Origin of the sequence: Azohydromonas sediminis (assembly GCF_003574675.1) — a bacterium.
GTDB classification, from domain to species: domain Bacteria; phylum Pseudomonadota; class Gammaproteobacteria; order Burkholderiales; family Burkholderiaceae_C; genus Calidifontimicrobium; species Calidifontimicrobium sediminis.
The window spans coordinates 1-22,954 of the sequence record NZ_QOAZ01000011.1; the positions used below are offsets into that span (position 1 = coordinate 1).

The following is a 22,954-nucleotide window of genomic DNA, read 5'->3' on the forward strand; positions in this document are numbered from 1 at the left end:
AGCCGCGCCAGCTCGCGTCCACTGCCCACGCCTTCGAGCGTGGCGTACAGCCACAGCGCAAACAGGATGCGCGGGTCGATCGCCGCGCGTCCGGCGTTGCTGCCGCGCGCCTTGATCGCATCGGTCAGCCGGCTCAGGTCCTGCCGCTCGACGTAGCCCCATACCAGCCGCGCTCGGTGATCCTCGCCCAGCAGCGACTCCAGGTCCGATGCCCGCAGTTCGATCTGCTTGCGGTTGGGCTGCAGCAGCCGCGGCGGCTGCGCGCGCAGCGCAACGGCTCGCGCTTGCGCGGCGGCCTGCGCTGCTTGCTCATCGACGGGCGCCAAGTCCTCGAACAAAACCCCGGCCACGCTGTCTTGGTGCTTCGGATCGCTCATGCCCAACAGCAAGCCAGAGACATGCCAGCACGAGGGCAGCGGACGAAAAACTCTCACGCTCTCAGTCGATGCCGGCTTGGCCGCTTCGGCTGCCGATCATCGCCTTGACGTCGGCGATCGCATCGATCAGCCCGTCGAGCCGGCGCGCCTGCGCCTTGAGCCGGTAGTCGATCTCTGCCGCGCTGCCTTCGACGATTTCGCTGACGTGCGAGGCCACGTCGTCGGGCGGCAGGCGCAGGCGCGCCTGCGAGTCGGTGCCGGCGCGGTCGATCGTGGCACCGGCGTTGCGCGCAATGCGCAGCATCGCCGTGTTCTCGCTCAGCGCGTGGATCACCATCGTGTCGACGCCACGGTTGCGCGCGTGCAGCACCGCGTGGTCGAACAAGCGCGCGCCATAGCCTCGCCCCCGCGCCTTGGGCAGCACCGAGACGCCGAACTCCGCCTCGCGCGAATCGCCCAGGTACGCCAGGTGCGCCAGCGCGATCAGTTCCAGCCGGCGGTTGAAGATGCCGAACACCTCGTCGCGCTCGAAGTCGATCCCGTCGACGTAGCGTGCGATCTGCGCGTCGGTGGCCGGATGGCCGAAGCGCAGATAGCGATCGGCCTCGTCGAGCGCCAGCAGGTGCGCGAGGATGCGCGGCCGGTGCCGCTCGGCCAGCGAGCGGATCGGGATCCAGCGAAACGCGGGGGCCGGCGGGCGCGGGTCGTCGTCGCGCCCGTGGCGGTGCTCGCGCAGCCCCGGGCGGCTCAGCATGTCACCGGGAAAGCCCATGCAGTTCTCCTTCCTTCGGCACGTCGGCCTAGGGTTAACCCCAATCGTAGCGGACACTGCTGGAGTGCGCTCCCCAGCGTTCGTGCCGGTGTGTGGACGATGCCGCGCCGCGAGCGGCATTGCACGCTATACTCGCGGGCTTTCCCGATAGCGGCGGGGAATGCGCTGGCGGCAGCACGAGGCGTTCGCCTCCAGCGAATCAGCACCGAAGCACCTGAGCACCGAGAGGCGGCCCCCAATAAGCCGCGCCGAGGTGAGAGCGACGGGGCACAGCATGCAGCCGTGTCGAGGTCAGTGGTGATCGGCGCGAACGAGCGTCGGTCGCTTCCGGCCGCAACGAAAGACCCTCATGAAGACCTTCAGCGCCAAGCCGGCCGAGGTGAAGCACGAGTGGTTTGTGATTGACGCCACCGACAAGGTGCTCGGACGTGTCGCCAGCGAAGTGGCACGCCGTTTGCGCGGCAAGCACAAGGCCATCTACACGCCTCACGTCGATACCGGTGACTACATCATCGTCGTCAACGCCGCCAAGCTGCGCGTGACCGGCAACAAGGCCACCGACAAGATCTACTACCGCCACAGCGGCTACCCCGGCGGCATCTACGCCACGTCGTTCAAGGACATGCAGGCCAAGCATCCGGGGCGCGCGCTCGAGAAGGCGGTCAAGGGCATGCTGCCCAAGGGGCCGCTGGGCTACGCGATGGCCAAGAAGCTGAAGGTCTACGCGGGCGGCGAGCACCCGCACGCCGCGCAGCAGCCCAAGGCGCTCGAGATCTGAGGAGCGGTGTGATGATCGGAAACTGGCATTACGGCACCGGCCGCCGCAAGTCGTCGGTGGCGCGCGTGTTCATCAAGAAGGGCAGCGGCAAGATCACCGTCAACGGCAAGCCCGTCGAAGAATATTTCGGCCGCCAGACCTCGATCATGATCGTCAAGCAGCCGCTGCTGCTGACGAACAACGGCGAGGCCTTCGACATCAAGGTCAACGTCCATGGCGGCGGCGAGTCGGGGCAGGCGGGCGCGGTGCGCCACGGCATCACGCGTGCGCTGATCGACTACGACGCGGCGCTCAAGCCCGAACTCAGCCGCGCCGGCTTCGTCACGCGCGACGCGCGCGAGGTCGAGCGCAAGAAGGTCGGCCTGCACGGCGCGCGCCGTCGCAAGCAGTTCAGCAAGCGCTGATCGCGGCGCCGTAGGGATCGCCAAGGGGGGCCGCCGCGGTGCGGCCCTTTGCTTTTTCGCCTCGCACGAAGCCCACAACCTGGGCAAGGGCAAGCGGCGGCGCGGCGGGAGCCTTTTGCGCTAACGTCGCGCCTGTGGGCGTGCCTGCTTCTGCAGGCAGGCGATCAGGGTCGGCATGGACGCAGTTGAAAACCGCGGGCCGCGACCCCAATATCGAGTTGATGTCACCGAGGGATGCCACATGAGTGCTGTCGCCGAACCGAAGTCCGACGTCGCGGGTGAGATGCCGGCCCCGCTGCTGTTCACCGACAGCGCGGCCGACAAGGTCAAGCAGCTCGTCGACGAAGAGGGCAACCCCGACCTGAAGCTGCGCGTGTTCGTGCAAGGCGGCGGCTGCTCGGGATTCCAGTACGGTTTCACGTTCGACGAGGTCGTCAACGAGGACGACACGCAGATGACGAAGAATGGCGTCACGCTGCTGATCGACGCGATGAGCCTGCAGTACCTGGTCGGTGCCGAGATCGACTACAAGGAAGACCTGCAAGGCGCCCAGTTCGTCATCAAGAACCCGAACGCCACGACGACCTGCGGCTGCGGCTCGTCGTTCTCGGTCTGACCGTCACCTGATCGTGCCGGCGGCCGCCAGCGGGCGGCCGTCGTGCTTTCAGCGCGCCGGATAGAGCGCACCGAGCACGCGCGGGCCGCGCGCGCCGGTGACCTCGCAGCGGTTGCCGGGCTGCCGCTCGAGGTGCGCGTGGGCGAGCCATGCGAACGCCGCCGCCTCGACGTGCATCGGGTCGAGCCCGACGGCGGCACTGGTCACGACCTCGACGCCCGGAGAATGCGCGGCCAGCGCCGTCATCAGGGCGTGATTGCGCGCACCGCCACCGCAGACGATGAGCCGCTCGGTGGCGGGGGCATGGCGGCGCAGCGCGTCGCTGGCGGCCGCCGCGGTCAGGGCGACCAGCGTGGCCTGGACATCGGCCGCAGGCAGGGTCTTGAACGGCTGCAGCCGCGCGTCGAGCCACTCGGCATGGAACAGGTCGCGGCCGGTCGTCTTCGGCGGTGGCAGTGCGAAGTAGGGCTCGGCGAGCAGCGCGGCCAGCAGGGCGGCGTCCACGCGTCCGCCCGCGGCCCAACGGCCGTCTTCGTCGTAGCGGCGGCCGGTGTGACGCTCGCACCACAGGTCGAGCAGCACGTTGCCGGGGCCGCAGTCGAAACCGGCGACCTCGCCGCCCGCGCCGAGCAGCGTCAGGTTGGCGATGCCGCCGATGTTGAGCACCGCGACCGCGCGGCCCGGCCGCGCGAAGCAGGCGGCGTGGAACGCGGGCACCAGCGGCGCGCCCTGGCCGCCGGCGGCGAGGTCGCGGCGGCGGAAGTCGCAGACGACGTCGATGCCGGTGTGTTCGGCGAGCCAGGCCCCATCGTCGAGCTGGATCGTGTAGGGCACGGCGACGTCGGCAGCGGGCGGCCGGTGCCGCACGGTTTGCCCGTGCGAGCCGATCGCGCGGACCTCGGCCGCGCGAACGCCGGCATGCGCGAGCAGCTGGCGCACGGCGGTGGCGGCCAGCGCGACGAGACGACGCGTCGCGACGGCGGCACGGTGCAGCTCGTCGTCGCCGCGCCGGTTCAGTGCCAGCAGCTCGGCGCGCAGGCCGTCGTCGAACGCGCTGTGGTGGTGGGCGTGCACCGTCAGCGCCAACCCGGCCGGTGTGTCGTCGATCCGCGTCAGCACGGCGTCGAGCCCGTCGAGCGAGGTGCCCGACATCAGACCGACGTACAGCGGCATCGCGGCGGCGGTGGGCCGCTCAATCGCGCGTCAATGCCGCGCTGACCGTGGCGCGCGCGGCGTCGAGTTTGGTCGCCGCGATGCGGGCCTGCTGCTCGAAGGCGGCACGCTCGGCCGCCGGCAGCACGACGGGCTCCGATGAGCGCGCGATGCGCAGCGGGTCCTCGTGCTGGCCATTGACGTGGAACTCGAAGTGCAGGTGCGGGCCGGTGGCCCAGCCGGTGGCGCCGACGGCGCCGATGTGCCGCCCCTGGGCCACGCGCTCGCCGCGCTTGACGTCGATGCGGCTCAGATGCGCATAGAGCGTCGTGCGGTTGTTGCTGTGGCGCACGATCACGACGTTGCCGTAGCCGTTCTGCCAGCCGGCGAAGTCGACGACGCCGTCGCCGACGACGCGCACCGGCGTGCCGGTCGGTGCGCCGTAATCGACGCCCTTGTGCGCGCGCATCTGCTGCAGGATCGGGTGCATGCGCATCGCGAAGCCCGACGTCACGCGCGAGAATTCGAGCGGGCTGGCGAGGAACGTGCGGCGCTTGCTCTGGCCGTCGAAGCCGTAATAGCCGCCGCGCCCGTCGCGGCCGCGGTACCACAGCGCCTGGTGCGTGCGTCCGGCGTTGACGAACTCGGCAGCGAGCACCCGGCCGGTGCCCTGGTTCCAGACGATGGGTTCGCCGTCGGCGGTCAGCGTCTCGTAGACGACGCTGAACGTGTCGCCGCGGCGCAGCTCGCGGTGGAAGTCGATGTCGGCGGCGAAGACCTCGGCGATCTGGATCGCGACCGGATCCGGGATGCCGGCCTCGTCGGTGGCCGCGAACAGCGACGAGCGGATCGTGCCGCTGCCCACGCGCACTTGCGTCTCGAGCGGCACCGTCTCGAGACGCGTCTGCCACGTGTCGCCCTGGCGCTGCACCGTCAGGCGCGAGAAGTGCGTCGCCGCGCGTTCGCCTTCGGCCGGGTAGCGCGCCACCAGCTCGACCAGCGAGCCGTCGTCGCGCGCCACGGCGCTGACCAGCTTGCCGGGCCGGCCCTCGACGATGCGGCGCGCCACGGCGTCGCGGCGCAGGAAGGCGGCGGCGTCGGCGTCGCTGACGCCCAGGCGCTGCAGCAGGCTGTCGGCCGTGTCGCCCGTGCGCGTGATCTGGCTGCGCGACAGCTCGAGCGAGTGCGCCGCCAGCGCTTCGAGCTGCACCTCCAGCGGCAGCGGCTCGATCACCTCGGAGATCACCCGCCGCGGCAAATCGTTGGCATCGGGCGCCAGCGGCGCGATGCCGAACGCCGTCGCGGCAAAGCCGATCAGCGCCACCGTCACGCCGGTGACGACGCCGCGGTGATGGCGGGTGACGAATCGTTGGCCACTCTCGGCGGCCTGGTTCAACCAGCCCAACGGTTCCACGTACCAGGAGGGGCCGCCTCGGCCCGTCGCTTGTTGATCTTCTCGAGCCCGGCACGGCCGTGGCCTCGATCGTGCTCGCACGGGTGCCCAATAGAATCATGGACCCGCCGAACGTCGCTGCGGTTGTTTTTTTCGATGACGGCCAGATGACCGCGACGAAGTATAGCCAGCGTGATCGTCCGCGCAACGCGGCAGTTGAGGCCGGTTCTGTGATTTGACCTTTCGCCATGTCTGCAGCTGTGACGACCGTTTCGCATCCCGGAAAGTCGGTCTACCCGGTGACCGATCGCACGCGCGAGGCGCTGGCGATCACGCGCCGCGGTTGCGAGGAACTGTTGCCGGAGGACGAGTGGCTGGCCAAGCTGGCCCGTGCCGAGGCCACCGAGCAGCCGCTGCGCATCAAGCTCGGGCTCGATCCGACGGCGCCCGACATCCACCTCGGCCACACCGTCGTGCTCAACAAGATGCGCCAGCTGCAGGACTTGGGGCACGAGGTGATCTTCCTGATCGGCGACTTCACGTCGACGATCGGCGACCCGTCGGGGCGCAACACGACGCGCCCGCCGCTGACGCGCGAGCAGATCGAGGCCAACGCGCAGACCTACTATGCGCAGGCGAGCCTCGTGCTCGACCCGGCGAAGACCGAGATCCGCTACAACTCCGAATGGAGCGACGCGCTCGGCGCGCGCGGGATGATCCAGCTCGCCGCCAAATACACGCTCGCGCGCATGCTCGAGCGCGACGACTTCAGCAAGCGGTTCAAGAGCGGGGTGCCGATCAGCGTGCACGAGCTGCTGTACCCGCTGATGCAGGGCTACGACTCGGTGGCGCTGAGGAGCGACCTCGAGCTCGGCGGCACCGACCAGAAGTTCAACCTGCTCGTCGGCCGCGCGCTGCAGCAGGAATACGGCCAGGAGCCGCAGTGCATCCTGACGATGCCGCTGCTCGAGGGGCTCGACGGCGTCGAGAAAATGTCCAAGAGCAAGGGCAACTACATCGGCATCACCGAGCCGCCAGCGACGATGTTCGCCAAGCTGCTGTCGATCAACGACACGCTGATGTGGCGCTACTTCACGCTGCTGAGCTTCCGCAGCGAGGCCGAGATCGCCCGGCTCAAGGCCGAGGTCGACGCCGGGCGCAACCCGAAGGACGCCAAGGTGCTGCTCGCGCGCGAGATCACGGCGCGCTTCCACGGTGCCGCGGCGGCCGACGCCGCGCAGACTGACTTCGAGTTGCGCGCGCGCGGCGGCATCCCCGACGAGATCCCCGAGGTGTCGCTGACCGGGGCGCCGTTGCCGATCGGGGCGCTGCTCAAGCAGGCCGGCCTGGCGCCGTCGACGAGCGAGGCGATGCGCCTGATCGACGGCGGCGGCGTGCGCATCGACGGCGGCGTCGTCAGCGACAAGGCCCTCAGGCTCGGTGCCGGCACCTTCGTCGTGCAGGTCGGCAAGCGCAAGTTCGCGCGTGTCACGCTCGCCTGAGGGGACCGCGGTGTCCGTTTCGGCCACCCGAGCGCCGTCGCCTTCGACCGCCGCGGCCCGCGCGAGCGGCGTCGCGGCGCCGCCGGACGTGTCGATCGTCGTGCCGGTCTACAACGAAGTCGACAACCTGCCCGACCTCGTCGCGCGCATCGGCGACGCGATGGCCGGCAGCGGCTTCACGTTCGAGCTGATCGCCGTCGACGACGGCTCGACCGATGGCAGCGCCGACCTGCTCGAGCGGCTGGCGCCCCAGTACCCATGGCTGCGGCCGGTGATCCTGGCACGCAACTACGGCCAGTCGAGCGCGCTGCAGGCCGGCTTCGACCGCGTGCGCGGGCGCTACGTCGTCACGCTCGACGCCGACCTGCAGAACGAGCCGCTCGACATCCCGCTGCTGCTGCAGCGCCTCGAGACCGATCCGAACGTCGACATGGTCTCGGGCTGGCGACGCGAGCGCCAGGACGCGGCGATCTCGCGCCGGCTGCCGAGCCTGATCGCCAACCGCCTGATCTCGCGCGCGACGCGCGTGCACCTGCACGACTACGGCTGCGCGCTGAAGGCCTACCGGCGCCCGATCATCGACCGCATCCGTCTGTACGGTGAGCTGCACCGCTTCATCCCGTCGCTGGCGCGCGACGCCGGCGCGCGCATCGCCGAGATGCCGGTGCGCCACCACCCGCGCACGAGAGGCCAGAGCAAGTACGGCATCGACCGCACGTTCCGCGTCATCCTCGACCTGGTGCTGATCGTCTTCTTCATGCGCTACCGCCAGCGCCCGCTGCACGCGTTCGGCGGGCTCGGCCTGTGGCTGGCGACGCCGGGCGTGCTGATCCTCGCGTACCTGCTCGCGCTGAAGATCGGTGGCGAGCCGATCGGCGGGCGCCCGCTGCTGATCGCCGCCGTGATGCTGATCCTCATCGGCGCGCAGCTCGTCGTCGCCGGCCTGACCGGCGAGATGCTGATGCGCGTCTACCACGAAGGGCAGGGACGCCCGCAGTACCACGTGCGTGCGCCGGCCGCCGCCGACGACGCGGCGCCCGCGCCGCGCGCAGCGCCGCCACGACCGGCAGGCGCGGAGGCCGGGGAGGCCGGTTGAGTCCGCGTGCGCGCGCCGCGGCGCGCATCGCGGTGGCGGTGCTGCTGCTCGCGGCGCTGCTGTGGTGGACCGACCCGCGCACGCTGTGGCAGCTGCTGCGCAGTGCCGACGGGGGGTGGCTCGTGCTCGGGCTGCTGTCGGCCGTGGCGGCCAATGTCGCGTCGGGGTTGCGCTGGTGGGCGCTGGCGCGGTGGCTGGGTGCGCGTGTCGGCGCGCGCTGGGCGCTCGTGATGTATTTCCGCGGTGTCGCGATCAACGCCGTGCTGCCCGGCGCCGTCGTCGGCGGCGACGTCTACCGTGCGCACGCGCTCGCGCGGCGCGGCCTGCCGATGCTCGAGGCAGGGCTGTCGGTGCTGTTCGACCGCGTCGGCGGGCTGTGGGTGCTGATCGTCATCGGGGCGCTCGCCGCCGCGTTCGCACTGGCCGGCGAGGGCGCCGCAGCCGCGCTCGGCCGGCTCGGCGCCGGCGCCCTCGTCGCCATCGGGCCGTGGGCTTTTGCCGCGCTCGCCGTGCTGGCGTTGCTGGTACCGCTGGCGGTGCTCGTCGCGTGGCGCCGCGGTGCCGCGCCGCCGGGCGGCGAGGTGGCCGCGGCGCGCTGGCACGAGCGGCTTGTGCGGCTGGCGCATCGCCGCGGGGCGGTGGCGCAGTACGGCTGGCAGGTGCTCGGCTCGGCGGCGGTGCAGGTGCTGTCGGTGGGCACGCTGGCGTGCGCGGGGGCCGCCGTCGGCGTCGCGCTGCCGTACTGGGCCTGGGCGGTCGCCGCGGTGCCGGTGTTCCTGTTCGCGGCGCTGCCGGTGAGCTTCGGCGGCTGGGGCACGCGCGAGGCCGCAGCGGTGGTCGCGCTGGCGGCGTTCGGCGTCAGCGCATCGCAGGCCGTCGCCGTGGCCATGCTCTACGGCGTGGCCGCGCTGGTGCAGGCGGTCGCCGCGGTGGGCGCGCTGGCCGGCACGACCGACCGGTGGTCTTGACGCCGCGCAGCGGGCCCGCGGCCGTGCACCGACAATCGCGCCATCATGCAGGTCAGTACCTATCTGAAGCTGTCGGTCGCCGTCGCGGTGGCGACGATCGCGCTCAAGGCCGGGGCGTGGTGGATCACCGACTCGGTCGGTCTGCTGTCCGACGCGCTCGAATCGCTCGTCAACTTGGCCGGCGCGAGCTTCGCACTGCTGATGGTCACGCTCGCGGCGGCGCCTCCCGACGAGGACCACCCGTACGGCCACCACAAGGCGGAGTACTTCTCCAGCGGCTTCGAGGGGGTGCTGATCCTCGCCGCGGCGCTGGCGATCATCGTGACCGCCGTCGAGCGGCTGTGGGCGCCGCAGCCGCTCGAGCAGCTCGGCTGGGGGCTGGGCCTGTCGCTGCTCGCCTCGGCGCTCAACGGCGCGCTCGCGTGGGCGATGCTGCGCAAGGCGCGCGAGCACCGCTCGATGGCGCTCGAGGGCGACGCGCGCCACCTGATGACCGACGTGTGGACCTCGGTCGGCGTCGTCGTCGGCCTCGCCGCCGTCACGGTCACCGACTGGCTGTGGCTCGACCCGGTCATCGCGATCGCGGTGGCGGCCAACATCGCGCGCGAAGGCGTGTCACTGATCCGCAGCTCGGCCGACGGGCTGATGGACCGCGCGCTCGAGCCCGAGGTGCGCGCGCAGATCGACCAGGTCCTCGCCGGCTTCGCGCACCCGACGATCCGCTTCGACCACGTCGTCACGCGCCGCGCCGGGCAGCGCCGCTTCGTCGACCTGCACATGCACATGCCCGCCGGCTGGTCGCTCGGCCGCGCGGCCGCGCTGCGCACCTCGGTCGAGCAGGCGCTGATGAGTGCGGTGCCGGGGCTGCGCGCGACGATCCAGCTGCTGCCCAGCGACGTCGAGGCGCACTTCGACGACGCGCGCGACCTGCTCTGACGCGGCGATGCTGGCGCTGGTGCAGCGGGTCGGCGAGGCGCGCGTCGTCGTGGCCGGCGAGACCGTCGGCGCGATCGGGCCCGGCCTGCTCGTGTTCGTCTGCGCCGAGCCGAGTGACACCGACGCACGGGCGCGCAAGCTGGTCGACAAACTGCTCAAGCTGCGCATCTTCGGCGACGCTGACGGGCGCATGAACCTCAGCGTGCGCGACGTCGGCGGCGCGCTGCTGATCGTCAGCCAGTTCACGCTCGCGGCCGACACCTCGGCCGGCAACCGGCCGAGCTTCGCCGGCGCCGCACCACCCGAGCAAGGTCGCGCGCTGTACGAGCGCGTGCTCGAGTTCGCGCGCGCCGCGCACCCGCGCGTCGAGGCCGGGCGCTTCGGCGCGGCGATGCAGGTGCACCTCGTCAACGACGGGCCGGTGACGATCCCGCTGTCGGTGCGCGGCTGAGCGAGCGGCCGCTTCAGGCCCGCCGCAGCCACGTGCGCACGGCGAGCCCGGCGCGGGCACCCAGCGCGACGGCGGCGGCGTTGGCGTGCGAGATCACGCCGTCGTCCCAGGTCGAGCGCGCGTCGCCGATGCGCGCGCTGTCGTGCCGCACGGCGCAGGCCGGCACCCCTTCGCGCTGCAGCCCGTCGAGCCCGGCGATGCCGGCTGCGTCGCGGCCGACGCCGGCGTCGTTGAACACGGCGAGCGCGACGCGGGCCTCGAGCGCGAAGCGCGCGGCGCTGATGCCGCCGTGCGAGCCGCTGACGACGGCGCAGCCGGCACCGCGGCCGATGGCCTCGGTGATGCTGTCGACGACGAGCAGCGGCCATCGCCGGCCGGCCACCGCAACGAAAAGGCCGCCCTCGCGGGCGGCCTCGGGGTCGTGCATCGTGCGGACGCCGACGGTCGCCGTCAGTCGGCGTACTGGCCGGCGGCCTTGATCGCCGCACCCCACTTGTCGATCTCGGCGGCGACGAACTGCTTGTGGCCGGCCGGCGTGAGCCGCTCGTCGGTGACGATGACCGCGCCGAGCGCTTCCTGGCGCTTGACGAAGTCGGGGTCCTTCAGCGCCTCGCGCAGCGCGGCGTTGAGCTTGTCGGTGACGGCCTTCGGCGTGCCCTTGGGCGCGTACAAGCCGTGCCAGATCGAGACGTTGAAGCCCTTGAGGCCTACCTCGTCGAGCGTCGGGAGGTTCTTCAGCGCCGGCGTCGTCAGGCGCTGCTTCGTCGTCACCGCGTAGGCCTTGACCTTGCCGCCTTCGATCTGCGCCGTCGTGTTCGTCGTCTGGTCGCACATGATGTCGACCTGGCCGCCGATGAGGTCGGTCATCGCCGGCGCGGTGCCCTTGTACGGCACGGTCGTCATGTCGATCTTCACCGCCTGCTGGAACAGCAGCCCGCACAGGTGCGACGCGGCGCCGAGGCCGGCGTTGGCGAGGTTGATCTTGCCCTTGTTGTCGTTGAGCCACTTCTGCAGCTCGGCGAAGTTGTTGGCCGGCAGCGTCGGGCGGCCGATCAGCGTCATCGGCACGTCGTTGACCAGGCCGAGGTACTCGAAGTCGTCGAGCGTCTTGTACGGCAGGTTGCGGTACAGCGTGGCCGAGGTCGCCATGCCGATGTGGTACAGCAGCAGCGTGTAGCCGTCGGGGGCGGCCTTGGCGACCTTGTTGGCGCCCAGCGTGCCGCCGGCGCCGCCGACGTTCTCGACGACGATCGTCGCGTTGCCCAGCGGCTTGCGCAGCGCTTCGGCGAGGTCGCGCGCGACCTTGTCGGTCGGCCCGCCGGCGGCGAACGGCACGACGATCGTGATCTGCTTGTCGGGGTAGGCGAACGCGGCGCCCGTGGCCAGCGCCAGCGCGGCGATCAGCATCTTCTTCATGGAAGGGACTCCTCGGTCGATGACGGCCCGGCGATGCTAGCGGGGCCAGGCTCGCTTCCGCGTCGCGGGAACTACGTAGAGTGGCGCGCCGCGGGCGGCGTCGCGGCCGGCCGCGGCCGCGGCGCTGGGCGCTGGCGTCAGTCGTACTTGCGCGCGTCCTCGATGACCTTGCCGTCGTTGGGCAGCGTGCCCGGTGCGACGAGCGCAACCTCGCCGCGCAGCTTCGTGACGTCGCGGATCGTCGCCGCGACGGCCTGCGCGAGTCCCTCGGCGGCAGCGGCGACTTCGGCCTGGAGCGTCATGCGGTCATTGGCCATCTCGCCTTCGATCACGAGCCGCGCGCGGCCGATCTCGGGGTGGCGGCGCACGATCTCGGCGACCTGGCTCGGGTGGACGAACATCCCGCGCACCTTCGCGGTCTGGTCGGCGCGGCCCATCCAGCCGCGGATGCGGACGTTCGTGCGGCCGGTCGGGCAGGTGCCGGGCAGGATCGCCGACAGGTCGCCGGTGCCGAAGCGCACCAGCGGGTAGTCGGGGTTGAGCACGGTGACGACGACTTCGCCGACCTCGCCGTCGGGCAGCGGCTCGCCGGTGCCGGGGCGCACGATCTCGACGATCACGCCCTCGTCGAGCACCAGGCCCTCGCGCGCGGCGGTCTCGTACGCGATCAGCCCGACGTCGGCGGTGCCGTAGCTCTGGTATGCCTCGATGCCGCGTGCGCGCAGCGCGTCGCGCAGCGCCGGCGGGAACGCCTCGCCACCGACCGAGGCCTTGGTCAACGACGGCAGACGGATGCCGAGTTCGTCGGCCTTCTCGAGCGCGATGCGCAGGAAGCTCGGCGTGCCCGCGTAGGCCTGCGGCTTCAGCTCGGCCATCGCCTGCAGCTGCAGCTCGGTGTTGCCGACGCCGCCGGCAAAGACGGTGCAGCCGATCGCGTGCGCGCCGGTCTCCATCATCGAACCGGCGGGTGTCAGGTGGTAGCTGAAGCTGTTGTGCACGAGGTCGCCGGCACGGAATCCCGCGGCGAACAGCGCCCGGCCGAAGCGCCAGTAGTCGCGCGCATCGCCCTCGGGCTCGTAGATCGGCCCCGGCGACTGGAACACGCGCCGCGCAGTGCGCGCGTGGCCGAGCGCTGCCCAGCCGATTGCCGAGAAGCCGCCGAACGGATCGCCGCCGGCTTCGCGCGCCGCCTTCTGGCGCGCGAGCAGCTCGCTCTTGCGCGTGACCGGCAGCGCAGCCAGCGCCTCGCGCGACGTGACGGCGCGCGCGTCGACGCCGCGCAGGATCTCGCCGAGCGCGGGCGTGGCCTGCGCGCGCTCGATCTGCGCGGGCAGCGCCGCCATCAGTGCCGCTTCGCGTGCGGCGGGGTCGCGCGTCTCGAGCGCGTCGTAGAACTCAGTCATCGCGGTCGCTCCAGGCAGCGAGGTTCTTCTTCACGTGGGCCACGAAGTCGCGCACGTCGGCGCCGGACTTCAGCGTCTTCGTCTGCCACTCGGGGCTCAGGCGCGACGGCTTCTTGACCACCGCTGCGGCGATCGCACCGCCGTCGACCGCCGCCTTCGCGATCGCGATGCCGCGCCGCTCGAAGCGACCCTCACGCTCGCTGAGACCCAGCTCGCGCAGGCTGCGCTTCAGCCCCGCGAGGGCGTCGTCGGGCTTGAACGGCGGTGGCGCAAAACCGAAGTCATCCACGGGCAAGCTCCGCACACGCGCAAGCGATCAAGCAGCCGCCGCGGATCCGGCTTCGCCGGTCCGCGGGCGGCGCCCCCCTGGGGGGGAGCGCCGTAGGCGCTACGGGGGGGGTCAACTCAACCACCGCTTGCGGCGCTTGTACGACTTCACGTCGCGGAAGCTCTTGCGGTCGCCGCCGCCCATGCCCAGGTAGAACTCCTTGACGTCCTCGTTCTCGCGCAGCGCCTTGGCCTCGCCGTCCATCACGATGCGGCCGTTCTCGAGGATGTAGCCGTAGTCGGCGTAGCGCAGCGCCATGTTGGTGTTCTGCTCGGCGAGCAGGAACGTGACCTTCTCCTTCGTGTTGAGGTCGCGCACGATCTCGAACACTTCCTCGACGATCTGCGGCGCCAGCCCCATGCTCGGCTCGTCGAGCAGCACCATCTTCGGGTTGGCCATCAGCGCGCGCCCGATCGCGCACATCTGCTGCTCGCCGCCCGACGTGTACGCCGCCTGGCTCGTGCGGCGCTGCTTCAGGCGCGGGAAGTAGGTGTAGACCTTCTCCAGTGTCTGCGCCACCGCCGCCTTGCCGTCGCGGCGCGTGTAGGCGCCGGTCATCAGGTTCTCCTCAATCGTCAGGTGCGCGAAGCAGTGGCGGCCTTCCATCACCTGGATCACGCCGCGCTCGACCATCTGCGCCGGCGTCATCTTCTCGATGCGCTCGCCCCGGTACTCGATCGAGCCCTTCGTGACCTCGCCGCGCTCGCCGGCGAGCAGGTTGCTCACCGCGCGCAGCGTCGTCGTCTTGCCGGCGCCGTTGCCGCCGAGCAGCGCGACGATGCCGCCTTCTGGCACCTGCAGCGAGACGCCCTTGAGCACGAGGATCACGTGGTTGTAGATGACCTCGATGCCGTTGACGTTGAGAACGATCTGTCGTGGTGTGCTCATGAGGCGCCTTTCGACTCGTTCGAGCGCCGCGCGCGGCGCTCGAACGAGTCCCCTGCAGTCCGTCCCCCTCCCCGCGGGGGAGGGGCCAGGGGAGGACCCCGGCATCCCTCCCTCATGGAGGGAGGGGCAGGGGCGGGAGCCGTCAGTGCGGCGATCCCCGAAGGCCAGCCTGATCGGGAAAGCCGATCAGGACTGGCAATCGGCCGCCGTCCGGCGCTGGATCTTCTTCTCGGCCGCGTACTTGTCGGCGGCGGCCTTGATCATCGGCTTGATGATCGACTGGTCGCTCTGGTACCAGTCGCTCGTGAACTGCCACTTGCTGCCGTCCCAGGTGTGGATGCGTGCCCACACCTCGCCGCGGTGGTCGGCGCACGAGGTGCTGATCGGGCGCAGCACGCCGGCGAAGCCGAGTTCGTCGAGTTTCTTCTGGTCGAGCGCGAGGTTCTCGTAGCCCCAGCGCGCCTGCTCGCCGGTCATCACCTTGCCCTTGCCGAAGCGCTCCTGCGCGCGGCGCACGCCCTCGACCGACAGCATCGCCGCCATCAGGCCGCGCATGTACAGCACCTGCCCGACTTCTTCGCGCGGCCCCGTGCCCTGGCCCTTGTCGTGCACGAGCGCGAGCACGTCCTTGACGACCTTGGCGTTCGGCTCGGCGCCGTGCTGCAGCGCGAGCGCGTTGTAGCCCTTGGCGCCTGCACCGACGTCCTTCACGTCGGGTTCGGCGCCGGCCCACCACACGCCGTACATCTTCTCGCGCGGGTAGCCGGTGGCCTGCGCTTCCTTCAGTGCGGTCGAGTTCATCACGCCCCAGCCCCACAGGAACACGTAGTCGGGGCGGTTCTGGCGGATCTGCAGCCAGGTCGCCTTCTGCTCGACGCCCGGGTGGGCGACCGGCAGCAGCTGCAGGTCGAAGCCGTGCATCTTGCTGCGCTCGGTCAGCAGCGCGATCGGCTCCTTGCCGTAGGGGCTGTCGTGGTAGACGAGGGCGATCTTCTTGCCCTTGAGCTTGTCGAAGCCGCCTTCCTTCTTCGCGACGTGCTGCACGAGGATGTCGGCGGCGTCCCAGTACGTGCCGGTCAGCGGGAAGTTCCACTTGAACACCATGCCGTCGGTGCTCTCGCTGCGGCCGTAGCCCGCCGTGATCAGCGGGATCTTGTCGACCGGAACCTTCTCGGTCAGCGCGAACGTGATGCCGGTGGACAGCGGGTGGAACACGGTGGCGCCCTTGCCCTTGAGGCGCTCGTAGCACTCGACGCCGCGGTCGGTCGCGTAGCCGGTCTCGCACTCCTCCCAGCTGACCTTGACGCCGTTGATGCCGCCCTTGGCGTTGACGAGCTTCAGGTAGTCGATGTAGCCGTTGGCGAACGGCACGCCGTTGGGCGCGTAGGCACCGGTGCGGTAGACCAGCGCCGGAAAGAACTGCGTGTTCGCCTGCGCGTAGGCGCTGGTCGCGACGCTGCCGAGGCCGGCAGCCATGATGGCGGTCGCGACGGCAAGGGACTTTAGGTTCATGTCTGCCTCCAGAGGGTTGGTAACGACAACGTGTGCACTCTCGTCAGTGCTCGGGGCACCGCCCGTGGGCGGTGAATCGCGGAATCAGTGCGGGAACGGCCACAGTCGCAGCTTCTCCTTGCCGATCGACCACAGCCGCGCCAGCCCGTGCGGCTCGACGATCAGGAAGAACACGATCAGCGCGCCGAAGATCATGAACTCAGCGTGCGAGACCGCCGCGGTGCTGATCTCGACGCCGACGAGGTGACCGAGCGCCGGCAGGAACTGGTTCAGGAAGATCGGCAGCATGACGATGAACGCGGCGCCGAAGAAGCTGCCCATGATCGACCCCAGCCCGCCGATGATGACCATGAACAGCAGCTGGAACGAGCGGTCGATCGAGAACGCCGCCGGCTCCCACGCGCCGAGATGCACGAAGCCCCACAGCGCGCCCGCGACGCCGACCATGAACGAGCTGACCGCGAATGCGGTGAGCTTGGCGTAGACGGGCCGGATGCCGATCACCGCGGCGGCGACGTCCATGTCGCGGATCGCCATCCACTCGCGGCCGATGTGGCTGCGCACGAGGTTCTTCGCCAGCACGGCGAACACGATCATGAAGCCAAGGCACAGCAGGTACTTCTCGGCGGGCGTCTCGATCGGGATGCCGAACACGTTCAGGTTCGACACTGACACCGACCCGGAGGTCGAGTAGTTTGTGAACCACTTGATGCGCAGGAACGCCCAGTCCCAGAAGAACTGCGCGGCCAGCGTCGCCACCGCCAGGTACAGCCCCTTGATGCGCAGGCTCGGGATGCCGAACAGCACACCGACGACGGTCGCGCACACGCCGCCGAGCAGGATCGCCACGACCATCGGCAGGCCGTCGACGCGGATCACGAAGTTGTAGGCGGCGTAGGCGCCGACCGCCATGAAGGCGCCGGTGCCGAGCGAGATCTGGCCGCAGTAGCCCACCAGGATGTTCAGCCCGAGCGCGGCCAGCGACAGGATCAGGAACGGGATCAGGATCGCGCGCAGCAGGTACTCGTCGACGAGCAGCGGCACGCCGACGACGGCGAACGCGATCAGCAGCCCGATCGCGATGCGGTCCTGCGCGATCGGGAAGATCTGCTGGTCGGCGCGGTAGCTGGTCTTGAACTGGCCGTTCTCACGGTAGAGCATCTTGCGACTCCCGGGTGCTCACACGCGGTCAATGATCTTCTCGCCGAACAGCCCCTGCGGCCGCACGAGCAGCACGAACAGCACGAGTACGTAGCCGAACCAGATCTCGATGCCGCCGCCAATCTGCGAGCCGATGTAGATCTCGGCCAGCTTCTCGCCGACGCCGATGATCAGCCCGCCGATGATCGCGCCCGGCACGCTGGTCAGACCGCCGAGGATCACGACCGGCAGCGCCTTGAGCGCGACCAGGCTCAGCGAGAACTGCACGCCGAGCTTGGAGCCCCAGATGATCCCGGCCACCAGCGCGACGAAGCCGGCCACGCTCCAGACGATGACCCAGATGCGGTTGAGCGGGATGCCGATCGACTGCGCGGCCTGGTGGTCGTCGGCCACCGCGCGCAGCGCGCGGCCGGTGGACGTGTACTGGAAGAACATCGACAGACCGATCACCAGCGCGGCGGCGATCGCCGCGGCGTACAGGTCTTCCTTGTTGACGAGCACGCCCCCCTCGAACACGCTCTCGAGCAGGAAGATCGGGTCCTTCGGCAGGCCGACGTCGATCTTGTAGATGTCGCTGCCGAACAGCGTCTGCCCGAAGCCGTCGAGGAAGTAGGTGATGCCCAGCGTGGCCATCAGCAGCGTGATGCCCTCCTGGTTCACGAGCTTCGACAGCGCGAGGCGCTCGATCAGCCACGCGACGACGACCATCAGCGCCATCGCGGCGATGAACGCGAGCACGTTGGCGAGCACCTTGCTGTCGAAGCCGCCCCAGTGCGGGAACCACTCCGAGAAGCGCGCCATCGCGAGCGCGGCGAACAGCACCATCGCGCCCTGCGCGAAGTTGAACACGCCGCTGGCCTTGAAGATCAGCACGAAGCCGAGCGCGACCAGCGAGTACAGCATGCCCGTCATCAGGCCGCCGATCAGCGCTTCGATGAAGAACCCCATCGTCGGTCTCCTGGCGGGTCAGTGCGAGGTGCCGAGGTACGCGCGGATCACGTCCTCGTTGCGGCGCACCTCGTCGGGCGTGCCGTCGCCGATCTTCTTGCCGTAGTCGAGCACGACGACGCGGTCGCTGATGTCCATCACGACGCCCATGTCGTGCTCGATCAGCACGATCGTCGTGCCGTACTCGTCGTTGACGTCGAGGATGAAGCGGCTCATGTCCTGCTTCTCCTCGACGTTCATGCCGGCCATCGGTTCGTCGAGCAGCAGCACCTGCGGTTCCATCGCGAGCGCGCGGCCAAGGTCGACGCGCTTCTGCAGTCCGTAGGGCAGCCGGCCGACCGGCGTCTTGCGGTAGGCCTGGATCTCGAGGAAGTCGATGATCTTCTCGACCACCTCGCGGTGCTCGACCTCCTCGCGCTCGGCCGCGCCCCAGCGGATGGCCTGCTGGAAGAGGTTCGTCTTCATCTTCAGGTTGCGGCCCGTCATGATGTTGTCGAGCACGCTCATGCCCTTGAACAGCGCGAGGTTCTGGAACGTGCGCGCGATGCCCATCTCGGCGACCTGGCGCGAGTTCATGTGGCTGAACGTCTGGCCGCGGAACGTGATCGAGCCCTCCTGCGGCGTGTAGACGCCGTTGATGCAGTTGAGCATCGAGCTCTTGCCGGCGCCGTTGGGGCCGATGATCGAGCGCACCTCGTGCTCGCGCACGTCGAAGCTGATGTCGGTCAGCGCCTTGACGCCGCCGAAGCGCAGGCTGATGTTCTTCACCTCGAGGATCACGTCGCCCTGCCGGCGGCGGCGTCCTCCGTCGGCGGCGGCCTGCACGACCGGTTCGGCCACGGTGTTCATGCTGCCCTCCGCATGGCCGGGAACGTCTTCACGTCGACGATCTTCAGCGTCGCCGACACGCTGCCGGTGCGCCCGTCCTCGAACTTGACCTGCGTCTCGATGTACTGCTCGCTCTTGCCCGCGTACATCGCGTCGACGAGGACCTGGTACTTGTCGCCGATGAAGCCGCGGCGCACCTTGCGCGTGCGCGTGAGTTCGCCGTCGTCGGCGTCGAGCTCCTTGTGCAGCACGAGGAAGCGGCTGATCTGGCTGCCGGCGAGCTTCTCGTCGGCGGCGAGGTCGGCGTTGACCTTCTCGACGCAGTCGCGGATCAGCTCGAGCACTTCCTTCTTGCCGGCGAGGTCGGTGTAGCCGGCGTACGGCAGGTTGCGCCGCTCGGCCCAGTTGCCCACGGCCTCGAAGTCGATGTTGATGAACGCGCAGACCTTGTCGCGGCGGTCGCCGAACGCGACCGCCTCCTTGATGTAGGGGAAGAACTTCAGCTTGTTCTCGATGTACTTGGGCGCGAACATCGAGCCGTCGGCCATGCGGCCGACGTCCTTCGCGCGGTCGATGATCTTCAGGTGTCCGCTGGCGTCGAGGAAGCCGGCGTCGCCCGTGTGGTACCAGCCGTCGGGGGTCAGCACCTCGGCGGTGGCCGCCGGGTTCTTGTAGTACTCCTTCAGCAGGCCGGGCGACTTGACGAGGATTTCGCCGTTGTCGGCGAGCTTGATCTCGACGCCCTCGATCGGCACGCCCACCGTGTCGGCCCTGGCCTCGTGGTCGGGCTGCAGGCAGACGAACACGGCCGTTTCGGTCGAGCCGTAGAGCTGCTTCAGGTTGATGCCGATCGAGCGGTAGAACGTGAACAGGTCGGGGCCGATCGCCTCGCCGGCGGTGTAGGCCACGCGCACGCGGTTCAGGCCCAGCGTGTTGCGCAGCGGCCCGTAGATCAGCACGTTGCCCAGCGCATAGTTCAGCCGGTCGAGCACGCCGACCGGCTTGCCGTCCATCAGCGCCGGGCCGACGCGCCGGGCGACGTCCACGTAGGTGTGGAACAGCCAGCGCTTGAACGCGCCGGCGTCTTCCATGCGGATCATCACGCTGGTGAGCAGCCCTTCGAACACGCGCGGCGGCGCGAAGTAGTACGTCGGGCCGATCTCTTTCAGGTCGATCATCACCGTGCTCGACGACTCGGGGCAGTTGACGACGTAGCCGCACGCGAGCCACTGCGCGTAGCTGAAGATGTTCTGCCCGATCCACGCCGGCGGCAGGTAGGCGAGCACTTCTTCCTTGTCGGTCAGCTTGTCGAAGCGCGCGCCGGCGCTCGCGCGGTCGAGCAGTGTGAAGTGCGTGTGCACGACGCCCTTCGGGTTGCCGGTGGTGCCGGAGGTGAAGAACATCGCCGCGACGTCGTGCGGCTGGCCCTTGGCGACCTCGTCGTCGAACAGCCGCGGGTGCTGCCGGTCGTGCTCGGCGCCGGCGGCGATCAGCACGTCGAGCGATGCGAGCCCGGGCTCGGCGTAGTTGCGCAGCCCGCGCGGGTCGTCGTACCACAGGCGCGCGAGCTGCGGGCACTGCGCGCGGATCTCGAGCAGCTTGTCGACCTGCTCCTGATCCTCGACGACGGCGAACGCGACCTCGGCGTTGTTGATCGGGAACACGAACTCGGCGGCCACCGCGTCCTGGTACAGCGGCACCGGCACCGCGCCGAGCGACTGCGCGGCGAGCATGCTCGCGTACAGGCGCGGGCGGTTCTCGCCGACGATCACGACGTGGTCGCCGCGCTTCATCCCGGCCTGCGCGAAGCCGCACGCGAGCTGGCGCACCAGCGTGGCCAGGTCGGCCCAGGTGAGCGTCTGCCAGATGCCGTAGACCTTCTCGCGCAGCGCCGGCGCCTGCGGGCGCCTGGCGGCGTGGTCGAGCAGCAGTCGGGGAAAGGTGGCCGTCACGGACGTCTCCTCGTGGCGCCAGGGTGGGGGTCGCACCGTGCCTCTGCGACCACCTGACGGCGCCGATTGTGGAAACAAGTTTGACGCCGGCTTGTCGTTGTGACGACAATCCTCGGGCTTGTCCTATGCGGCCTTTCCCGAAGTGAGCGCCCTCGCACCCGGCCCTTCGACGCTGCTGGCGCGTTCGCGCACGCTGCGCGCCGACGAGTTGGAGGGCATCCCGTGGCTGCGCACGCTGCGCCCCGACGAGCGCGCCGTGGCCGAGGCCGACTTGCGCGTCGTCCAGGTCGAGGCCGGCGAGTACGTGTGCCGCGTCGGCCGGCCGGTGACGTACTGGTTCGGGCTCATCGACGGGCTGCTGAAGATGAGCAACGACACGTCGCTGGGCATCCCGATCACGTTCACCGGGGTGCCGCCGGGCGGCTGGTTCGGCGAGGGCACCGTGCTCAAGCACGAGCCGTACCGCTACAACATCCAGGCGCTGCGGCGCAGTCTGGTGGCCGGCATCACGGTGCGCACCTTCGACTGGCTGCTCGACCGCAGCATCGGCTTCAACCGCTTCGTGATGCAGCAGCTCAACGAGCGGCTCGGGCAGTTCATCGCCGCGCGCGAGATCGATCGCCTGACGAGCCCCAACCAGCGCGTCGCGCGCAGCCTCGCGGCGCTGTTCCACCCGGTGCTGTACCCGGGCGTCGGCGAGCTGCTGCGCATCACGCAGCAGGAACTGGGCTACCTCGTCGGGCTGTCGCGCCAGCGCGTCAACGAGGCGCTGCACGCGCTGCAGCAGCAGGGGCTGATCCGCATCGAGTACGGTGGCGTGCGCGTCGTCGATCTCGAGCGGCTGCGCCGCTACGACTGACCGCCCGCCGGCCCGCGCGCTGGAGCGGCCGGCTCACGCCACAGCCGCCACAGCACGACGAGCGACGCCGCGGCGTTGGCCAGCGCGAGCAGGCCGAACAGCGCGACGCCCGCACCGCTGAGCCCCGGCAGCCGAAGCGCCCAGCCGAACGTCGACGACAGCACGCTGAACAGCACCCACAGCCAGAACAGCGCACGCCGCGGCTGCCACAGACGGCGCCACGGGCTCAGCATTCTTGGCCGTCGGTGGGCACGACCGCGTCGGCATCGGCGTTGGCGATGCCGGCGGCGACGTGCCCCGCCGGGACGTGGCGGGCCGCGTGCTCGACGTGACCGGTCTGGTCGTCGAAGAAGAAGTCGGGTTCGAACGCGCGCAGGAACTCGCCTTTGGGCAGGCCGCCGAGGAACATCGCCTCGTCGACGTCGATGCGCCAGTCCATCAGCGTGCGGATCGCGCGCTCGTGCGCCGGCGCGCTGCGCGCGGTCACCAGCGCGGTGCGGATGCGCATGCCGCTGCCGGGCTGCTGCTGCAGCCGGTGCAGTGCCTCGAGCAGCGGCTTGAACGGCCCCGGTGCGAGCGGCGTCGCGGCGCGGGCGTGCTCGTGGTGCTGGAACGCGTCGAGCCCGCCGGCGCGGTAGACACGCTCGGCCTCGTCGGAGAACAGCACGGCGTCGCCGTCGAACGCGATGCGCACCTCGTGCGGGTGGTGCTCGCTGGCGCGCGCGCTCGCCGGGTACACGCGCGCGGCCGGCACGCCGGCGGCCAGCGCCTGGCGCACGTCGGCCTCGTTGGCCGACAGGAACAGGTGGGCCTTCAGCGGGTGCAGGTAGCGCCAGGGGCTCTCGCCGCGCGTGAACACGCCGCGTTCGATCGCCAGCCCGTAATGCCGCGCCGAGCGGAACACGCGCAGCCCCGACACGGGGTCGTTGCGCGAGAGCATCACGACCTCGACGCGGTCGCGCTCGGCCGCGCCGGCGTTGAACGCGAGCAGCTTGTGCACCAGCGAGAACGCGACACCCGGGCGTGCCGGTTCGTCGAGCCGCGAAAGCTGCAGCTGCATGTAGGCGCGGTCGTCGCCGGCCTCGAAGACGCGGTTCTCGTCCTCGAAGTCGAACAGCGCACGCGACGAGATGGCCACGACGAGGCGGCCGGCGAGCGAGCCGGGCATGGCCGCGATGCTACGCGCAGGGCCATGCCCGCGCGCGCCGGGCGCC

General features: G+C 70.3%; 25 protein-coding genes. 9 read left to right on the forward strand and 16 right to left on the reverse strand.

Annotated features, from left to right (window positions below):
- Window positions 1-377: transposase (locus DRV96_RS08000; protein ID WP_473199541.1), on the reverse strand; the 377-nt coding region annotated here is incomplete at its 3' end.
- A 61-nt stretch (window positions 378-438) separates the two neighbouring features.
- On the reverse strand, window positions 439-1,149 hold the full coding sequence (locus DRV96_RS08005) for a GNAT family N-acetyltransferase (protein ID WP_119289693.1): 711 nt from the start codon (window positions 1,147-1,149) through the stop codon (window positions 439-441).
- A gap of 349 nt (window positions 1,150-1,498) precedes the next feature.
- Here DRV96_RS08005 and rplM point away from each other — a divergent pair, with 349 nt between their 5' ends.
- The 3 genes from rplM (at window position 1,499) to erpA (ending at window position 2,947) form a co-directional block, all read left to right on the forward strand.
- Window positions 1,499-1,927, forward strand: coding sequence for a 50S ribosomal protein L13 (gene rplM, locus DRV96_RS08010; protein WP_119289695.1), 429 nt, complete (start codon window positions 1,499-1,501; stop codon window positions 1,925-1,927).
- Between the two features lie 11 nt (window positions 1,928-1,938).
- Window positions 1,939-2,331: a 30S ribosomal protein S9 gene (rpsI, locus tag DRV96_RS08015; RefSeq protein ID WP_119289697.1), complete on the forward strand. Its 393-nt coding sequence runs from the start codon at window positions 1,939-1,941 to the stop codon at window positions 2,329-2,331.
- 241 nt (window positions 2,332-2,572) lie between these two features.
- On the forward strand, window positions 2,573-2,947 hold the full coding sequence (erpA, locus tag DRV96_RS08020) for an iron-sulfur cluster insertion protein ErpA (RefSeq protein WP_119289699.1): 375 nt from the start codon (window positions 2,573-2,575) through the stop codon (window positions 2,945-2,947).
- A gap of 48 nt (window positions 2,948-2,995) precedes the next feature.
- Here erpA and DRV96_RS08025 read toward each other — a convergent pair whose 3' ends face one another.
- Together DRV96_RS08025 and DRV96_RS08030 are read right to left on the reverse strand one after the other, a co-directional pair.
- A complete protein-coding gene (locus DRV96_RS08025; protein WP_119289701.1) occupies window positions 2,996-4,120 on the reverse strand; it encodes an anhydro-N-acetylmuramic acid kinase in 1,125 nt (374 codons plus the stop codon).
- 19 nt (window positions 4,121-4,139) lie between these two features.
- Complete coding sequence (locus DRV96_RS08030) at window positions 4,140-5,513, reverse strand: M23 family metallopeptidase (protein WP_119289703.1); 1,374 nt, start codon at window positions 5,511-5,513, stop codon at window positions 4,140-4,142.
- Between the two features lie 227 nt (window positions 5,514-5,740).
- Between DRV96_RS08030 and tyrS the strand changes: the two genes are divergently transcribed.
- From tyrS to dtd, 5 genes are all read left to right on the forward strand, one after another.
- Window positions 5,741-6,994: a tyrosine--tRNA ligase gene (gene tyrS / locus DRV96_RS08035; RefSeq protein WP_119289706.1), complete on the forward strand. Its 1,254-nt coding sequence runs from the start codon at window positions 5,741-5,743 to the stop codon at window positions 6,992-6,994.
- Window positions 6,995-7,082: 88 nt separating this feature from the next.
- Entirely contained in the window at window positions 7,083-8,090 is a 1,008-nt protein-coding gene (locus DRV96_RS08040; RefSeq protein WP_235823334.1) for a glycosyltransferase family 2 protein, read from the forward strand.
- Window positions 8,087-9,058 (forward strand): lysylphosphatidylglycerol synthase transmembrane domain-containing protein, encoded by a 972-nt coding sequence (locus DRV96_RS08045; RefSeq protein ID WP_119289710.1) that lies wholly within the window; start codon window positions 8,087-8,089, stop codon window positions 9,056-9,058. The genes DRV96_RS08040 and DRV96_RS08045 overlap by 4 nt, the downstream gene beginning before the upstream one ends.
- Before the next feature lie 45 nt (window positions 9,059-9,103).
- The gene (locus tag DRV96_RS08050) at window positions 9,104-9,994 is read left to right on the forward strand and encodes a cation diffusion facilitator family transporter (protein ID WP_119289713.1); all 891 of its coding nucleotides are present in this window, start codon (window positions 9,104-9,106) and stop codon (window positions 9,992-9,994) included.
- Window positions 9,995-10,001: 7 nt separating this feature from the next.
- Entirely contained in the window at window positions 10,002-10,445 is a 444-nt protein-coding gene (gene dtd / locus DRV96_RS08055; RefSeq protein ID WP_119289715.1) for a D-aminoacyl-tRNA deacylase, read from the forward strand.
- Window positions 10,446-10,458: 13 nt separating this feature from the next.
- Here the strand turns inward: dtd and DRV96_RS08060 are convergent, their stop codons facing one another.
- The 10 genes from DRV96_RS08060 to DRV96_RS08105 form a co-directional block, all read right to left on the reverse strand.
- Window positions 10,459-10,872 carry a hypothetical protein gene (locus tag DRV96_RS08060; protein ID WP_210756997.1) on the reverse strand — a complete coding sequence of 138 codons (414 nt, stop codon included), beginning with the start codon at window positions 10,870-10,872 and terminating at the stop codon, window positions 10,459-10,461.
- Between the two features lie 23 nt (window positions 10,873-10,895).
- Window positions 10,896-11,861, reverse strand: coding sequence for a tripartite tricarboxylate transporter substrate binding protein BugD (locus DRV96_RS08065; RefSeq protein ID WP_119289717.1), 966 nt, complete (start codon window positions 11,859-11,861; stop codon window positions 10,896-10,898).
- Window positions 11,862-11,998: 137 nt separating this feature from the next.
- Window positions 11,999-13,264: a phenylacetate--CoA ligase family protein gene (locus tag DRV96_RS08070; protein WP_119289719.1), complete on the reverse strand. Its 1,266-nt coding sequence runs from the start codon at window positions 13,262-13,264 to the stop codon at window positions 11,999-12,001.
- On the reverse strand, window positions 13,257-13,553 hold the full coding sequence (locus DRV96_RS08075; protein WP_235823328.1) for a hypothetical protein: 297 nt from the start codon (window positions 13,551-13,553) through the stop codon (window positions 13,257-13,259). Before DRV96_RS08075 ends, DRV96_RS08070 begins: the two co-directional genes overlap by 8 nt.
- 111 nt (window positions 13,554-13,664) lie before the next feature.
- A complete protein-coding gene (locus tag DRV96_RS08080; RefSeq protein ID WP_119289723.1) occupies window positions 13,665-14,480 on the reverse strand; it encodes an ABC transporter ATP-binding protein in 816 nt (271 codons plus the stop codon).
- A 186-nt stretch (window positions 14,481-14,666) separates the two neighbouring features.
- Window positions 14,667-15,992 (reverse strand): ABC transporter substrate-binding protein, encoded by a 1,326-nt coding sequence (locus DRV96_RS08085; RefSeq protein ID WP_119289725.1) that lies wholly within the window; start codon window positions 15,990-15,992, stop codon window positions 14,667-14,669.
- Between the two features lie 84 nt (window positions 15,993-16,076).
- Window positions 16,077-17,153: a branched-chain amino acid ABC transporter permease gene (locus DRV96_RS08090; protein ID WP_119289728.1), complete on the reverse strand. Its 1,077-nt coding sequence runs from the start codon at window positions 17,151-17,153 to the stop codon at window positions 16,077-16,079.
- 18 nt (window positions 17,154-17,171) lie between these two features.
- The gene (locus tag DRV96_RS08095) at window positions 17,172-18,101 is read right to left on the reverse strand and encodes a branched-chain amino acid ABC transporter permease (RefSeq protein ID WP_119289730.1); all 930 of its coding nucleotides are present in this window, start codon (window positions 18,099-18,101) and stop codon (window positions 17,172-17,174) included.
- A gap of 18 nt (window positions 18,102-18,119) precedes the next feature.
- On the reverse strand, window positions 18,120-18,950 hold the full coding sequence (locus DRV96_RS08100) for an ABC transporter ATP-binding protein (RefSeq protein WP_119289732.1): 831 nt from the start codon (window positions 18,948-18,950) through the stop codon (window positions 18,120-18,122).
- On the reverse strand, window positions 18,947-20,881 hold the full coding sequence (locus DRV96_RS08105) for an AMP-dependent synthetase/ligase (protein WP_119289735.1): 1,935 nt from the start codon (window positions 20,879-20,881) through the stop codon (window positions 18,947-18,949). Before DRV96_RS08105 ends, DRV96_RS08100 begins: the two co-directional genes overlap by 4 nt.
- A 172-nt stretch (window positions 20,882-21,053) precedes the next feature.
- On the opposite strand from DRV96_RS08105, the gene DRV96_RS08110 reads away from it, so the two are divergent.
- The gene (locus DRV96_RS08110) at window positions 21,054-21,740 is read left to right on the forward strand and encodes a Crp/Fnr family transcriptional regulator (protein WP_235823335.1); all 687 of its coding nucleotides are present in this window, start codon (window positions 21,054-21,056) and stop codon (window positions 21,738-21,740) included.
- Here DRV96_RS08110 and DRV96_RS08115 read toward each other — a convergent pair.
- Together DRV96_RS08115 and DRV96_RS08120 are read right to left on the reverse strand one after the other, a co-directional pair.
- Window positions 21,731-21,973, reverse strand: coding sequence for a hypothetical protein (locus tag DRV96_RS08115; RefSeq protein WP_119289739.1), 243 nt, complete (start codon window positions 21,971-21,973; stop codon window positions 21,731-21,733). The two genes, DRV96_RS08110 and DRV96_RS08115, sit on opposite strands and share 10 nt — an antisense overlap.
- Window positions 21,967-22,908 carry a 5'-nucleotidase gene (locus DRV96_RS08120; RefSeq protein ID WP_119289741.1) on the reverse strand — a complete coding sequence of 314 codons (942 nt, stop codon included), beginning with the start codon at window positions 22,906-22,908 and terminating at the stop codon, window positions 21,967-21,969. Before DRV96_RS08120 ends, DRV96_RS08115 begins: the two co-directional genes overlap by 7 nt.
- Window positions 22,909-22,954 lie beyond the last annotated feature (46 nt).

Bases quoted from the DNA above. Each gene is read 5' to 3' on its own strand.
- DRV96_RS08005 (WP_119289693.1), bottom strand. From the start codon at position 1,149: ATGGGCTTTCCCGGTGACATGCTGAGCCGCCCGGGGCTGCGCGAGCAC.
- rplM (WP_119289695.1), top strand. From the start codon at position 1,499: ATGAAGACCTTCAGCGCCAAGCCGGCCGAGGTGAAGCACGAGTGGTTT.
- rpsI (WP_119289697.1), top strand. From the start codon at position 1,939: ATGATCGGAAACTGGCATTACGGCACCGGCCGCCGCAAGTCGTCGGTG.
- erpA (WP_119289699.1), top strand. From the start codon at position 2,573: ATGAGTGCTGTCGCCGAACCGAAGTCCGACGTCGCGGGTGAGATGCCG.
- DRV96_RS08025 (WP_119289701.1), bottom strand. From the start codon at position 4,120: ATGCCGCTGTACGTCGGTCTGATGTCGGGCACCTCGCTCGACGGGCTC.
- tyrS (WP_119289706.1), top strand. From the start codon at position 5,741: ATGTCTGCAGCTGTGACGACCGTTTCGCATCCCGGAAAGTCGGTCTAC.
- DRV96_RS08050 (WP_119289713.1), top strand. From the start codon at position 9,104: ATGCAGGTCAGTACCTATCTGAAGCTGTCGGTCGCCGTCGCGGTGGCG.
- dtd (WP_119289715.1), top strand. From the start codon at position 10,002: ATGCTGGCGCTGGTGCAGCGGGTCGGCGAGGCGCGCGTCGTCGTGGCC.
- DRV96_RS08060 (WP_210756997.1), bottom strand. From the start codon at position 10,872: ATGCACGACCCCGAGGCCGCCCGCGAGGGCGGCCTTTTCGTTGCGGTG.
- DRV96_RS08065 (WP_119289717.1), bottom strand. From the start codon at position 11,861: ATGAAGAAGATGCTGATCGCCGCGCTGGCGCTGGCCACGGGCGCCGCG.
- DRV96_RS08070 (WP_119289719.1), bottom strand. From the start codon at position 13,264: ATGACTGAGTTCTACGACGCGCTCGAGACGCGCGACCCCGCCGCACGC.
- DRV96_RS08080 (WP_119289723.1), bottom strand. From the start codon at position 14,480: ATGAGCACACCACGACAGATCGTTCTCAACGTCAACGGCATCGAGGTC.
- DRV96_RS08085 (WP_119289725.1), bottom strand. From the start codon at position 15,992: ATGAACCTAAAGTCCCTTGCCGTCGCGACCGCCATCATGGCTGCCGGC.
- DRV96_RS08090 (WP_119289728.1), bottom strand. From the start codon at position 17,153: ATGCTCTACCGTGAGAACGGCCAGTTCAAGACCAGCTACCGCGCCGAC.
- DRV96_RS08095 (WP_119289730.1), bottom strand. From the start codon at position 18,101: ATGGGGTTCTTCATCGAAGCGCTGATCGGCGGCCTGATGACGGGCATG.
- DRV96_RS08100 (WP_119289732.1), bottom strand. From the start codon at position 18,950: ATGAACACCGTGGCCGAACCGGTCGTGCAGGCCGCCGCCGACGGAGGA.
- DRV96_RS08115 (WP_119289739.1), bottom strand. From the start codon at position 21,973: ATGCTGAGCCCGTGGCGCCGTCTGTGGCAGCCGCGGCGTGCGCTGTTC.
- DRV96_RS08120 (WP_119289741.1), bottom strand. From the start codon at position 22,908: ATGCCCGGCTCGCTCGCCGGCCGCCTCGTCGTGGCCATCTCGTCGCGT.